Raw genomic sequence first — 12,429 nt, 5'->3', positions numbered from 1 at the left:
GATACAGCCCCTCGGCTGCTTGAGGCGGACGCTAGCGACGGATGAGGCGGCGCGCAACGCGCATGACGAGGGGGTTAAGGCGTGACGACGCTTTCGTGATCAGGGCGCATCGGGCTAGAGGCGGGGCATGCTGCCCATCCACGCCGTTCTGGAACCGCTGAAAGCCGCCCTTGCGAGCGGCAATACTGCGGTGCTGGCCGCGCCGCCTGGGGCCGGCAAGACGACGGTCGTGCCCCTGGCGCTGCTGGATCAGCCTTGGCTGGAGGGCAAGGTGCTGGTGCTGGAGCCGCGACGCCTGGCCGCACGGGCGGCGGCCGACCGGATGGCCATGACGCTGGGCGAACAGGCGGGCGGGACCGTGGGGTATCGCACCCGGTTGCAAAGCCGCATCGGGCCGAAGACGCGGATCGAGGTGATCACCGAGGGCGTCTTCACGCGGATGATTCTAGACGATCCGGGTCTGGAGGGCGTGGGCGCGGTTCTGTTCGACGAGTTTCACGAACGCAGCCTGGACGCGGATCTGGGACTGGCCCTGGCGCGCGAGACGCAAGGCCTACTGCGCGAGGATCTGCGGCTGCTCGTCATGTCGGCGACGCTGGACGTCGTGGGGGTGTCGCGACTGCTGGACGGTGCGCCGGTGATCGAGGCCGAGGGGCGGGTTTGGCCGGTCGAGACCCGGTATCTGGGCCGCAATCCTTCCGAACGGTTCGAGGAGGCCGTGGCGCGGGCCTGTCTGAACGCTCTGGGCGAAGAGACGGGGTCGGTGCTGGTCTTCCTGCCGGGGCAGGGCGAGATCCACCGGGTCGCACGGCTGGTGAACGACCGGCTGCGACTGCCGAACGTCGATGTCGTGCCGCTTTATGGCGGTCTGGATAGGAGCGAGCAGGATCGGGCGATCGAGCCGGCGGAGCCGGGGCGTCGCAAGCTGGTGCTGGCGACCTCGGTGGCGGAGACCAGCCTGACGATCGAAGGTGTTCGTGTGGTGATCGACGGCGGCCTGTCGCGCGTGCCGCGCTTTGAGCCGTCCAGTGGCCTGACCCGACTGGCGACGGTCAAGGTCAGTCGGTCCTCGGCCGAACAACGACGCGGCCGGGCCGGGCGCACCGAGCCGGGCGTCTGCTATCGCCTGTGGGACGAGGAACAGACGCGCGGTCTGGTCCCGCATCAACGGCCGGAAATCCAGGAGGCGGACCTGACGGGTCTGGCGCTGGACCTAGCGCGATGGGGCGCGCGGTCGGTCGAGGGGCTGGCCCTGCTGGACCCGCCGCCGGCCGGGGCCATGGCCGAGGCGCGCAAGGTGCTGACGCGGCTGGGCGCGCTGGATGCGGACGGGGGGCTTTCGAAACATGGGCTCAGACTGACGCGAATCCCGTTGTCGCCGCGTCTGGCGCATATGGTCGCCGTCGCCTCTGACGCGGGCGACGCGATGACGGGGGCGCGGATCGCGGCGGTGCTGAGCGAGCCGGGGCTGGGCGGATCGGGCGTCGATCTAGCGGATCGCCTGGTCGGGCTGGAGCGCGATCGGTCGTCGCGAGCGCGTGACGCGATGAAGCTGGCGGATCGCTGGGCGCGAGCGGCGGGCGGCGGGGCGGGTCGCATGATCGATCCGGGCCTGCTGCTGGCGGAAGCCTTCCCGGAGCGGATCGCCAAGGCGCGGGGCAAGGCGGGCGAACTGCTGCTGGCCAGCGGGCGCGGGGCGGTACTGGAGGCGACGGATCATCTGGCGCGAGAGCCTTGGCTGGCAGTGGCGGAACTGGGCGGGGGCGATGCACGCGATCGTGTGAGGCTGGCGGCGGTGCTGGATGCGGACCGGATCGAGACCGATCTGGCGCGGCTGATCTCGGTCGAGGACCGGCTGGTGCGCGAGCCGTCGGGACGGTCGGTGATCCGCCGGTCGCGGCGCATCGGGGCCATCGTGCTGGATGAAAAGATCGTCGGCGCGCCGGATGCGAAGACCCTGGCCGCCGCGCTGAGGGCCGAGGTCGAGGCGGACGGACTTGGCGCGCTGAAATGGGGTGAGCAGGCGGCGGGCCTGCGCGCACGCCTGGCCTTCCTGCACGACCGCGACCCGACCTGGCCCAACGTATCGGATGCCGCCCTCCTGGCGGCGCGTGAGGACTGGCTGTGGCCCTTGCTGGAAGGGGCCAAGTCGCTGGAGGGGATAGCTGACGCCCGTCTGGCCGAGGCCCTGCGCGGATCAATCCCTTGGGATCTGCAGAGGCGGCTGGACGACCTCGCGCCCACGCGGTTGGTCACCCCGCTGGGGTCTGCGGCCATCGATTACGGCGCCGAGGGCGGCCCGCGCGTCGACATTCGCGTGCAGGAACTGTTCGGCGTGACGACGCATCCGACCGTCAGCGGCGTGCCGTTGACCCTGGCTCTGCTTTCGCCCGCGCGACGGCCGGTGCAGGTGACCAAGGATCTGCCGCGCTTCTGGGCCGGTTCATGGGCGGCGGTGCGGGCCGAAATGCGCGGGCGGTATCCCCGCCACCCCTGGCCCGAGAACCCGGCCGAGGCGCAACCGACGAACCGGGTAAAGCCGCGCGGAACCTGATCGCCTTGACGCCAAGGCAGGGAAACGGGCATCGCTGAGGGCAACTGGGAGCCCATGATGTCTGATGCCGTCCTGCCGAAGAACTCCACTGGTCGCGTGCTGTTCGCCAGCCTGATCGGCACGACGATCGAGTTCTTCGACTTCTACATCTACGCCACGGCCGCCGTGCTGGTGTTTCCGACGTTGTTCTTCCCCGGCGAGGATCCGGGCACGGCACTGCTGTCGTCGTTCGCCACCTTCTCCATCGCCTTCTTCGCGCGGCCCATCGGCGCCTTGGCCTTCGGGCATTTCGGGGACAGGGTGGGCCGCAAGGCGACGCTGGTCGCGGCCCTGATGACCATGGGACTGTCGACCGTGGCCATCGGCCTGTTGCCGACGCACCAGCAGGTCGGCCTGCTGGCACCCCTGTTGCTGGCCCTGTGCCGGTTCGGCCAAGGGCTGGGCCTTGGCGGCGAATGGGGCGGGGCGGTGCTGTTGGCGACCGAGAATGCGCCGCCCGGAAAGAAGGCCTGGTTCGGCATGTTCCCGCAGCTGGGCGCGCCCATCGGCTTCATCCTGTCGACGACATCCTTCATCATCCTGACCTCGACCATGAGCGAGAGCGCGTTCGAGAGCTGGGGCTGGCGCATCCCCTTCCTGGCCAGCGCCATCCTTGTGTTCGTGGGCCTGTGGGTGCGGTTGAAGATCAGCGAAACGCCCGAGTTCCAGAAGGCCGTGGATCGCGACGAGCGGGTCAAGGCGCCGGCCGTGACCCTGTTCGCCCATCACAAGGCGGCGCTGGTGCTGGGCACGTTCAGCGGGGTGACGACCTTCACCCTGTTCTATCTGATGACGGTTTTCGCCCTGGGTTGGGCGACGACGGGGATGGGATTGGCGCGGGCCGATGTTCTGCCGATCCAGTTGATCGGCGTGCTGTTCTTCGCCGCCTGTATTCCGGTGACGGCGCTGCTGGCGGACCGATACGGGCAGGTGAAGGTGCTGATCTGGTCCTCGGTGGGGATCGGCCTGTTCGGCTTCCTGTTCGCGCCGCTGTTCGGGGGCGGCCTGACGGGCCTGCTGATCTTCTTTGCGCTGGGGTTCGCCCTGATGGGCTGCACCTATGGCCCCATCGGCGCGGCCATGGCGCGGCCGTTCCCGACGGCGGTGCGCTATACCGGCGCGTCGATGGCGTTCAACCTGGCGGGCATTCTGGGGGCGTCGCTGGCGCCCTATATCGCGCTGAAGCTGGCGGAGCGATTCGGACCGGGGGCCGTGGGCGGCTATCTGGTGATTTCGGCCCTGGTCAGCATCATCGCCCTGTGGGGCATGGGGCGTGTAGCGCCGGAAGAGAGGCGTTAGGCCTCGTCGGTCGCGGCATAGACCATGATGCCGGTGGCGATGGCCAGGTTCAGGCTGTCGGCGCGGCCTCGCATCGGGATCTTGACGTTGACGTCGCAGGCGGCGGCGAGATCGTCTGTCAGCCCGGCCTGTTCATTGCCCATCAGGATCAGAGATGGTTTCTGCATCACCGCCGACCGGTGGCTGACCTTGGCGTCCAGGCGGGTGCCGACGACGCTGCCGGGCCAGGTCTTGCGCCAAGCCAGGAAGGCCTCGGGCGTGGTTCTGGTGATCGAGACGGCGAAGACTGAGCCCATGGTCGCGCGCACGGCCTCGACCGAATAGGGGTCGACGCAGTCGCCGATCAGGATCATGCCGCCGCACCCGGCCGCGTCGGCGGTGCGGATGATAGTGCCCAGATTGCCAGGATCGCGCACCTGCTCCAAGGCGACCCAGCAGGGCGCTGACGATGGGGCCAGGCTGTCCAGCGGCGCATAGGCCTGGTCGAACACGCCCAGCACGGTCTGCGGATTGTCGCGACGGCTGATCTTTTCCAGGATGGCGTGGGTGACAATGATGATGTCGCCGCCGGCCTTGGTCGTTTCGGACTTGGCGCGGTCAAGCAGTGGGTGGGGTCGGGCGTCCTCGCCGACCAGCAGCATCTTGGGCGCACGGTCCTGATCCAGCGCCTCGCCGATAAATTTCAGACCCTCGGCCAGGAAGGTCCCGGTCTGATCGCGTTCCTTGCGCATGTGCAGGGCGCGGACGGCCTTGACCGTATCGTTGGTCAGGGAGGTGATGACGCGTTCGGTCATTTGCTCCACCGCGCGAAGAAGGACAGGCCGATGGCGCGGGCGTCCGGGCCGTCTTCAGACAGGGCCAGTTCGCCCCAGTCGATCCGACCGCCGCGATCTTGCGTGGCCTCGACCATCAGGTGCGCCAGCGACAGACCCGAGACCCGGGCGGCATAGGCGTTCAGCAGCAGGAAGTCGGCGTCGTCGGCCAGCAGGGCGGCGCAATCCTTCAACAGGGCCGGCATGTCCTCGAACAGGCGCCAGACCTCGCCGGTGGGGCCGCGACCATATTTGGGCGGGTCGAGAATTATGCCGTCGTATTTCGAGCCGCGTCGGACCTCGCGGGCGACATATTTGCGGGCGTCCTCGACGATCCACCGGATCGGATGCTGGGCCAGGCCCGACTGTTCGGCGTTCTCGCGGGCGTAGGCGACCGACTTCTTGGAGGCGTCGACATGGGTGACCTCGGCGCCGCCGGCGGCGGCGGCCAGACTGGCCACGCCGGTATAGCCGAACAGGTTCAGGATTTTCGGCGCCCGGCCGGCTGTGCCCGCGAAGTCGTGCACGCGATTGTCCAGCCATTCCCAGTTCGCGGCCTGTTCAGGAAAGAAGGCGAGGTGGCGGAAAGGCGTGAATCGGCCGGTGAACTTCACATCGCGCCATTTCAGGGGGAAGGCGTCGATGGTGCCGTGGCGGTCGAACTTCCAGCGGCCGGAATCTTCCTCTTCCTGCTGGGGGTCGAAGGTGGCGGTGGCGTTGTCGAAGGCCGCCGGATCGCGTGGCGACCAGAAACATTGCGGCTCGGGCCGGACGACGGTGTAGCGGCCGTAGCGTTCCAGCTTCTTGCCGTCGCCTGAATCGAGCAGGGCGTAGTCGGACCAGCCGCGGGTCACGAGCGTTTCGGGAGTTTTTGAAAGGACAGGCGCCATCGTCGGGCTGATAGGCGCTCAGGCGGCCTCGCGTCCAGACTCCTGCGCTACGACGGTCAATTCCGGCGCTTGGGCGTCGCCATCGTGCGGGGTCTTGTCCCAGACGTGCGGCTCGACGACCAGACGCCAGGTCGCATGGACGAAGGCGAGGCTGAGCAGCGCCCAATAGGCGGGCGCGGCCAGCATGTCGCCCAACCGATAATCCAGCCCGGCGCGCTTCGCGCCGACGGCGCAGCCCATCCAGGCGGCGATGACGCCCAAGGCCAGCACGCCCAGCGAACCCACAGGCGTCGCCGGCGCGATCCCGGCGTGAAGCCCGACCATCAGCGCCGACGCCAGCCAGGCCAGGGTCGGGGCGTGGGCTGCGGCCGACAGGATGCCGGCGCCCAGCGTCATGACCAGGGACAGCAGTCCCCGCCGCCCCAGGCCGAGCGGTCGTCGGGTGTGAACGCCCCAGGTCTGCATATAGCCCTTCAGCCACCGTGTGCGCTGAGGCAGCCACCGGTCCAGGGCGCCTGGCGGGGTCTCCCAGGTCGGGCAGTCGATGACGTCCAGCTTCCAGCCCAGCGACCACAGTCGAAAGCCGAGGTCGGCGTCCTCGGTCACATTGTGCGCGTCCCATCCGCCGGCGGCGCGCAGGGCGGTCATTCGGATGTGGTTGCTGGTCCCGCCCAGCGGGAAGGGCAGACCCAGCCGCGCCATGCCCGGCAGCGTCACCTCGAACAGGGCGGCATACTCGAAGGCGAACTGGCGATCCAGGAAGGCGGAACCGGCGCGACCCGAGGGGCAGATGCGCAGCGGCGCCTGGAGGCATCCTAGCCGAGGTTGGGCGACGAAGCGCGCCGCCGCCTGACGCAGCTGTTGCGGATGCGGCCGGTCTTCCGCGTCGTAGATTGTGACCAGATCGCCGGTGGCCTGTCTCAGCGCGTGGTTCAGCGCGCGCGGCTTGGTCAGGGGCGATCCAGGCGGAACGACAAAAATCTTGATCCATGAAGGGTGCGGCGTGGCCTGGGCGGCGGCGAGGGTGGCGTGGTCGTGGGTTTCGAGGACGATGAAGGCTTCGAGCCGATCGGGCGGATAGTCGATGTGGGCCAGGTTGGCGATCAGTTGCGGCGTCACCGCCGCCTCGTCGTGCAGCGCCGCCAGTATGGTGTAGCGCGGCCAAACGATGGGACGTGCGCAGGGCCTAGGGCGGCGCAGGCTGGCGATGGCGACGACGGTCTTCCAGATCGCCGAGACGACGAAGGCGGCCTGGAACAGAATGAGCAGCGTCAGGAAGGCGGCCTGAGGCCAACGGACCAGGGCGGCGGCAGCGCCCAGGGCCAGCAAGATCATCGCCGTGATCTGGAAGCCGCTGGGCATGCGTCGCGCGGCGCCGTTCCTGCGAGGCGTGATCCCCGGATGTGTCCAGACCTCCATGTCGCCGCCCTCGCACCTCCACAACCTCTAATCGCTATTTGAAACAACTGCGTTCGGCAAGCTGGTTGGCGTCTGGGACGGATTGTCGCTATTCAGGGCGCCTTACCCGGAGCAGCCGCTTGTCTGACGTTTCGAACTCTTCGCGCACGACCCGAAAGCCCAAGGGCGAAGGCCATTCGCGACGCGGCGAAATCTTGACGGCGGCCGAGCGGATCTTCGTCGAGCACGGCTATGAAGGCGCGACGATTCGCAAGATCGCGGACGAGGTCGGCCTGTCGTCCACGGCGCTCTACATGCATTTCCCCGACAAGGGCGCGATCCTGCAGGAGATCTGCCGCGACGCCTTTTCGCGCCTAATTGCCGCCAATGCGGCGGTGGCGGACGAGGACGCGCCGCCGGTGCGACGGCTGCGGCGGATGATCGACGGCTATGTCGATTTCGGCTTCGCCCATCCCAATGCGTATCGGCTGATTTATCTGACGCGGCCGGTCGAGGCGCGCGAGGGCGCCCAGGACATGGCGCGCGAACTGGGCGGCGGCCTGTTCACGACGCTGGAGGCGACGGTGGCCGATGCGGTGACAGCGGGCGACCTGAAAGGCGATCCCAGCGTGCTGGCCCAGGCCATATGGGCGACGGCGCATGGGGTGGTGTCGTTGATGATCACCAAGCCGTATTTTCCGTGGGCGGATCGTCAGACGCTGGTCGATACGATGTTGGACGCCATGTTCGCGGGCTTGCCCCGACCATGAAGCGGAGCTTGGCGGCGTTCGCGGCCCTGGTTTTGGTTTCTGGCGCAGGCGTGGCCCAGGCCAAGCCGTTGCGGGTCATGGCGCTTGATCAGTGTGCGGATCAATATGTCCTGGCGCTTGCGCGGGATGCGGAGCTGGCGCTGTCGCCCCGCGCCGACGATCCCGACGCATGGTTGCGGCACGAGGCTGCCGGACACAGGCGGTTGCGGCCGACGCTGGAGGCGACGGTCGGTTTCAGGCCGGATGTGGTGGTGCGCTACTGGGGCGGCGAGCCTCGATTGCTGACGGCGCTTGAAGAACGCGGAGTCAAGGTGATCACGATCAATGACGCCGTCGATCTGGAGGGCGTTCGCCAGAACATCCGTACGGCGGCGCGCGATCTGGGCCAGGTCGAGCGAGGGCGCAGGCTGGAGCAGCGGATGGACGCCAAGCTGGCGCGGGCGGCGCCGGTCAGCCAGAGGACGAAGGCGCCGGGGGCGGTCTATCTGACCTCGGGGGGCTTCACCTCCGGGCCGGGCACGCTGATGGATGCGATGATGCGCGCGGCGGGATTTCGCAACCTGACCACGGCCCCCGGTTTCGGCGCTGTCAGCGTGGAGCATATCGCCCTGAACCCGCCGGCGCGGTTCATCCTGGGCTTTTTCGATCAGTTGCGGGCCGACCTGCGCGGACCTGGACGGCATTCGGTCGTTCGCCGGGCGGCCGAGGGACGGACGGCGGCGCGGCTCCCGGCGGCCAGCCTGACCTGTCCCGCTTGGTTCGCGGCCGATGCGGTGGCGATGATGGCTGAGGGCCGGCCATGACCGGGACGGTGCGACTGTGCCTGATCCTGGGACTGTTTATCGTGACGGCCTTGGCGCTGGCGATCCTGGCGGGCGAGACGGCGTTCAGCGGCGCGCAATATGCCGCCGCGTTCGGAGATCCGGCATCTGGGCCCGCGGAGGTGCTGTGGCAGGTGCGGGCGCCGCGCGCGGTCTGCGCCCTGGTCGTCGGCGCGGCTTTGGGTCTCGCTGGCGCTGTCATGCAGGGACTGTTGCGCAATCCGCTGGCCGATCCCGGCGTGCTGGGGGTATCGGCGACGGCGGCCCTGGGCGCAGCCCTGGCCATCGTGCTGGGTGCGGCGGCCGTGCCGGGATTGGTCGAGCTTTCCGCACTGGCGGGCGCGGCGCTGGCTGGTGGGCTGTTGATCGCGGCGTCCAGGGCCATGCGGGCGCCCGAGGCGCTGATCCTGTTCGGCGTGGCGCTATCCAGTTTTGCAGGCGCGGCGACCGCATTGATCTTCAACCTGTCGCCGTCGCCGATCGCCTCGGCAGAGGTGATGTCGTGGCTCTTGGGATCGGTGCAGAACAGAAGCTGGATCGACGTGGCCTGGGTGACGCCCGCAGTGATCGTCGCGGCGGTGTTCGCCGGTCTGTCTGGATCGGGCTTGCGGATGCTGACCCTGGGCGACGAGGGGGCGGCGACGTCAGGATTGAACATGGGGCGAATTCGATTGTTCGCTCTGATCGCGGCGGCGGTGGCGACCGGGGCGGCGGTCGCGGTGGCGGGTGTCATCGGTTTCGTGGGTCTGGCCGCGCCGCATCTGGTGCGAGCGGCGGTTAGGGGCGATGCGAAACGGATATTGGCGCCGTCGGCGCTGGCTGGCGGGCTGATGCTGATCGTCGCGGACCTGCTGGCGCGGCTGACGCCGACGGATCAGGAGTTGAAGCTGGGCGTGTTCACCGCCCTGATCGGCGCGCCGCTGTTCGCCTTGATCGCCTGGCGCGCGGCGCGGGAGTGGCGGCTGTGATCGCGCCTCTGACGATGTGGGACGCCTATGCGAGCCTGGGCGGCCGCAAGGTGCTGGACGGCGCGGATGTACAGGTCGAGTATTGCCAGCTTGTCGCCTTGGTCGGTCCCAATGGCGCGGGAAAATCTTGTCTGATCAAGGCGTTCGCAGGTGTGCTTGACCTGGATGGTGGTGTCGCTCGCCTGAACGGCGACGATGTCAGAACGCTCTCGTCGCGAGAACGCGCCAGACGCGTCGCCTATCTGCCGCAGGAGCGGCGGATCGCCTGGAACCTGCCGGCGGTCGAGGTGGCAGCCTTGGGCGCGCCTTTCCTTTCGGGAGCCGACGCCCTTACGCGGGCCCATGCGGCCCTTGCCGAGGTCGGCATCGCTCATCTGGCGGGCCGTGGCGTGGCCGAGATGTCGGGGGGAGAGAGGGCGCGCGTCCTGCTGGCCAGAGCCCTGGTGGTCGATGCGCCGCTGCTGCTGGCCGACGAACCGATTGCGGGGCTGGACCCGGACGCGCAGCGGTTGGTGCTGGAGCGGCTCAGGGCGCGGGCTGATGGAGGGGCGGGGGTGCTGGTCAGCCTGCACGATCTGACGCTGGCCGCGACGATGGCGGACCGTGTCGTGGTGCTGGATCAGGGCAGGGTGGTCGCCGACGCCGCACCGATCCAGGCCCTGTCGCCCGCCGTCCTGCGCGAAGTGTTCGGGCTGGACGGCGGCTGGATCGAAGGGCCGAACGGGCCGCTGTTGGCGGCCCGCCGAGCTCAGTAGGCGGCGTAGGGGCGAGGACCGGCCGCCGAACCGCGTGAAATGTCGGCCGACGGCGTCAGCGGCGCTGTGCCACCGTTCAGCCGTGCCTTGTAGACGGCCATGTTTTCCATCACCCGCATCATGTAGTTGCGCGTCTCGGTGAAGGGCGCGCATTCGATGAAGTCGATGGCGGCCGTGGCGTCGCCGCGCGGATCGCCGCATCGCGATACCCACTGGCCAGACCGCGCCGGGCCGGCGTTATAGCCGACGGTCGCCAACAGCATGGAGCCGCTGTTCGACGCCATCAGCTCGCCCAGGTGATAGCTGCCCAGGGTCATGTTGTAGTCGGGATCCCACAACTGTTCGGCCGAATAGCCCATGCCCAGACGCCGCGCGACGCCCGAGGCGGTGGACGGCAGGAATTGCATCATGCCGCGTGCATCGGCGCCCGAACGGGCGCGGGGGTCGAAGCTGGATTCCTGGCGGGTGATGGCCTGGGTGAACTCCAGCGGCGCGGCGCCGCCGACCTGGGGCGGGATGCGGATGGGGTACATCCGCTCGGGCATGACGAAGCCGCGCTGGCTGGCGGCGCGACCGACCATCATGGCGGTGAAGCCTTCGCCATAGCCGCGCGACAGGTCCATCAACAGGGCCAGGTCGTTGATCGTCGGCAGGTCGTTGTCGAGCTGATAGGCGAAGACGCGCAACAGGCTGGTCTCGCCGGTTTCGCCCAGGATGCGAGTGGCGCGGACGATCTCGTTGCCCTCGAAGCGGGCGATGTCCGATTGCGACGGGACGGGTTCGCCCGGAAGCTGAAGCGTCGTCATGCCGGCCTTCTCGGCCGCCAGCTGGCCGTAGAAGGTCTGCCAGTGCTGGGCGCCGTTGCGGTAATAGGCGAGGGCGGCGTCGCGCTCGCCGCGCGCCTCTGCGGCCCGGCCCAGCCAGTAGAAGGCGCGGCCTTGCGTGATCGGGGTGGATGAGGCGGTGCGCAGGGCCTCGAAGTGCCGGGCGGCGACCTCGGGCTGGTTAAGCTTGGTCAGGGCGACCCAGCCGGCGAAGAACTCGGCATCCACCATTCGGTCGCCCGAGGTGAAGCCGTGCCCGTTCATGGCGTCATAGGCGGCGCGCCAGTTGCCCTGTTGCAGGGCGTCGAGGAAATAGTTGCGACGCTCGCTCCACAGGGTGTTGTCGCCGGCCGTGTGGGCCGGTGCGGGCGGCAGATTGGCCAGCAGGGCGAAACCCTCGGACTGGCGGTTCTGCGACCGCAGGAGGCGCACGCGTTCAAGAACGACGGCCGGATCGGCGGCTTGGGCGGGCGTCAGATTGGCGATGACGGCGTCGGGGCTGTAGGCCGAGCGCAGGGTCATGACCGTGTTGGCGATGGCGGCGCGGTCGGGCGAAACCAGATTGACCATGCTGCGCGTCGCCGGACCGTGCGGGCCGAGCAACAGCATGTTCAGCCGCGCCTCGTGATCGGAGGGCGTCAGCCAGGATCCCCACTGGCCGAGGATGCGCGACTGGGGCGCATCGTCGAACGAGCGGGTGCGCCACCAGTCGCGGACCAGGGCGCGGGCCTCGTCCTGGCGACCGCGTTGCTCCAGGGCCGAGGCATAGGCGATGGCGCCTTCCACCGTCGTGGGCTTGCCGTCAGACATCAGAGCCAGGGCCGCATCGGCGCCCATGCCGGAACGATCCAGAACCTTCTCGGCGGCGGCGCGGCGTGATTCGTTGCGGGGCCAGCCGGCGAGATCGCTCTGGCCGCGCGCGAGGTCCGCATAGGACAGTTGCTCACCCGAGGTGTCGATCAGCGCCCATTCGACCAGTTTGCGCGCCGAGGCGTCGCGGATCTGGGACATGGAGGACTGGGCGCCGAAGACATCGCGTGCGCGGGCGGCGGCGAGGCCCTGGCGAAACAGCGCCGTGTCCTGATCGTTCAGCACGCGGCCCTGATAGGTGGCGGAATAGCCGGGCACGGACGATGACGCCGACGCGTAGGGAACAGGCTGGGTCGGCAGGACGTCCTGCGGGTTCGGCGCAAGGACGGCGAGGGCCGCCGCCAGACTGGTCGCTATCATGATCTGTCCTGTTCTCATTCAATCCGGTTGCGGCGGAGCCGCTGGCGACCTAACGTCCCGCGCTCATTG

General features: G+C 68.8%; 10 protein-coding genes. 6 read left to right on the top strand and 4 right to left on the bottom strand.

Annotated features, from left to right (window positions below; translation table 11 throughout):
• The first annotated feature begins 127 nt into the window (after nucleotides 1-127).
• Together hrpB and EGY25_RS16200 are read left to right on the top strand one after the other, a co-directional pair.
• Nucleotides 128-2,554 (top strand): ATP-dependent helicase HrpB, encoded by a 2,427-nt coding sequence (gene hrpB, locus EGY25_RS16205; protein WP_135196030.1) that lies wholly within the window; start codon nucleotides 128-130, stop codon nucleotides 2,552-2,554.
• 57 nt (nucleotides 2,555-2,611) lie between these two features.
• Nucleotides 2,612-3,892 (top strand): MFS transporter, encoded by a 1,281-nt coding sequence (locus EGY25_RS16200; RefSeq protein WP_135196029.1) that lies wholly within the window; start codon nucleotides 2,612-2,614, stop codon nucleotides 3,890-3,892.
• Here EGY25_RS16200 and EGY25_RS16195 read toward each other — a convergent pair.
• The 3 genes from EGY25_RS16195 to EGY25_RS16185 are packed head-to-tail and all read right to left on the bottom strand — an operon-like array spanning nucleotide 3,889 to nucleotide 7,013.
• Nucleotides 3,889-4,686, bottom strand: a complete 798-nt coding sequence (locus tag EGY25_RS16195; protein ID WP_135196028.1) for a TrmH family RNA methyltransferase — start codon at nucleotides 4,684-4,686, stop codon at nucleotides 3,889-3,891. The genes EGY25_RS16200 and EGY25_RS16195 overlap by 4 nt on opposite strands.
• Nucleotides 4,683-5,594, bottom strand: a complete 912-nt coding sequence (locus EGY25_RS16190; RefSeq protein WP_135196027.1) for a class I SAM-dependent methyltransferase — start codon at nucleotides 5,592-5,594, stop codon at nucleotides 4,683-4,685. The genes EGY25_RS16195 and EGY25_RS16190 overlap by 4 nt, the downstream gene beginning before the upstream one ends.
• Nucleotides 5,595-5,612: 18 nt before the next feature.
• A complete protein-coding gene (locus EGY25_RS16185) occupies nucleotides 5,613-7,013 on the bottom strand; it encodes a glycosyltransferase family 2 protein (RefSeq protein ID WP_245159504.1) in 1,401 nt (466 codons plus the stop codon).
• Between the two features lie 119 nt (nucleotides 7,014-7,132).
• Between EGY25_RS16185 and EGY25_RS16180 the strand changes: the two genes are divergently transcribed.
• From EGY25_RS16180 to EGY25_RS16165, 4 genes are read left to right on the top strand one after another with little or no spacing between them, the layout of a single operon-like run.
• Entirely contained in the window at nucleotides 7,133-7,762 is a 630-nt protein-coding gene (locus EGY25_RS16180) for a TetR/AcrR family transcriptional regulator (RefSeq protein WP_135196026.1), read from the top strand.
• 8 nt (nucleotides 7,763-7,770) lie between these two features.
• On the top strand, nucleotides 7,771-8,565 hold the full coding sequence (locus tag EGY25_RS16175; protein ID WP_348521875.1) for an ABC transporter substrate-binding protein: 795 nt from the start codon (nucleotides 7,771-7,773) through the stop codon (nucleotides 8,563-8,565).
• On the top strand, nucleotides 8,562-9,551 hold the full coding sequence (locus tag EGY25_RS16170) for a FecCD family ABC transporter permease (protein WP_135196024.1): 990 nt from the start codon (nucleotides 8,562-8,564) through the stop codon (nucleotides 9,549-9,551). Before EGY25_RS16175 ends, EGY25_RS16170 begins: the two co-directional genes overlap by 4 nt.
• 14 nt (nucleotides 9,552-9,565) lie before the next feature.
• Entirely contained in the window at nucleotides 9,566-10,306 is a 741-nt protein-coding gene (locus EGY25_RS16165; protein ID WP_135196093.1) for an ABC transporter ATP-binding protein, read from the top strand.
• Here EGY25_RS16165 and EGY25_RS16160 read toward each other — a convergent pair.
• Nucleotides 10,300-12,360 carry a lytic transglycosylase domain-containing protein gene (locus EGY25_RS16160; protein ID WP_245159503.1) on the bottom strand — a complete coding sequence of 687 codons (2,061 nt, stop codon included), beginning with the start codon at nucleotides 12,358-12,360 and terminating at the stop codon, nucleotides 10,300-10,302. The genes EGY25_RS16165 and EGY25_RS16160 overlap by 7 nt on opposite strands.
• Between the last annotated feature and the right edge of the window lie 69 nt (nucleotides 12,361-12,429).

It is taken from the genome of Brevundimonas intermedia, from assembly GCF_004614235.1.
GTDB classification, from domain to species: Bacteria; Pseudomonadota; Alphaproteobacteria; order Caulobacterales; family Caulobacteraceae; genus Brevundimonas; species Brevundimonas intermedia_A.
This window is presented reverse-complemented; position numbering and strand designations above follow the sequence as displayed.

Bases quoted from the DNA above. Each gene is read 5' to 3' on its own strand.
- EGY25_RS16195 (WP_135196028.1), bottom strand. From the start codon at position 4,686: ATGACCGAACGCGTCATCACCTCCCTGACCAACGATACGGTCAAGGCC.
- hrpB (WP_135196030.1), top strand. From the start codon at position 128: ATGCTGCCCATCCACGCCGTTCTGGAACCGCTGAAAGCCGCCCTTGCG.
- EGY25_RS16165 (WP_135196093.1), top strand. From the start codon at position 9,566: ATGTGGGACGCCTATGCGAGCCTGGGCGGCCGCAAGGTGCTGGACGGC.
- EGY25_RS16200 (WP_135196029.1), top strand. From the start codon at position 2,612: ATGTCTGATGCCGTCCTGCCGAAGAACTCCACTGGTCGCGTGCTGTTC.
- EGY25_RS16185 (WP_245159504.1), bottom strand. From the start codon at position 7,013: ATGGAGGTCTGGACACATCCGGGGATCACGCCTCGCAGGAACGGCGCC.
- EGY25_RS16170 (WP_135196024.1), top strand. From the start codon at position 8,562: ATGACCGGGACGGTGCGACTGTGCCTGATCCTGGGACTGTTTATCGTG.
- EGY25_RS16160 (WP_245159503.1), bottom strand. From the start codon at position 12,360: ATGATAGCGACCAGTCTGGCGGCGGCCCTCGCCGTCCTTGCGCCGAAC.
- EGY25_RS16190 (WP_135196027.1), bottom strand. From the start codon at position 5,594: ATGGCGCCTGTCCTTTCAAAAACTCCCGAAACGCTCGTGACCCGCGGC.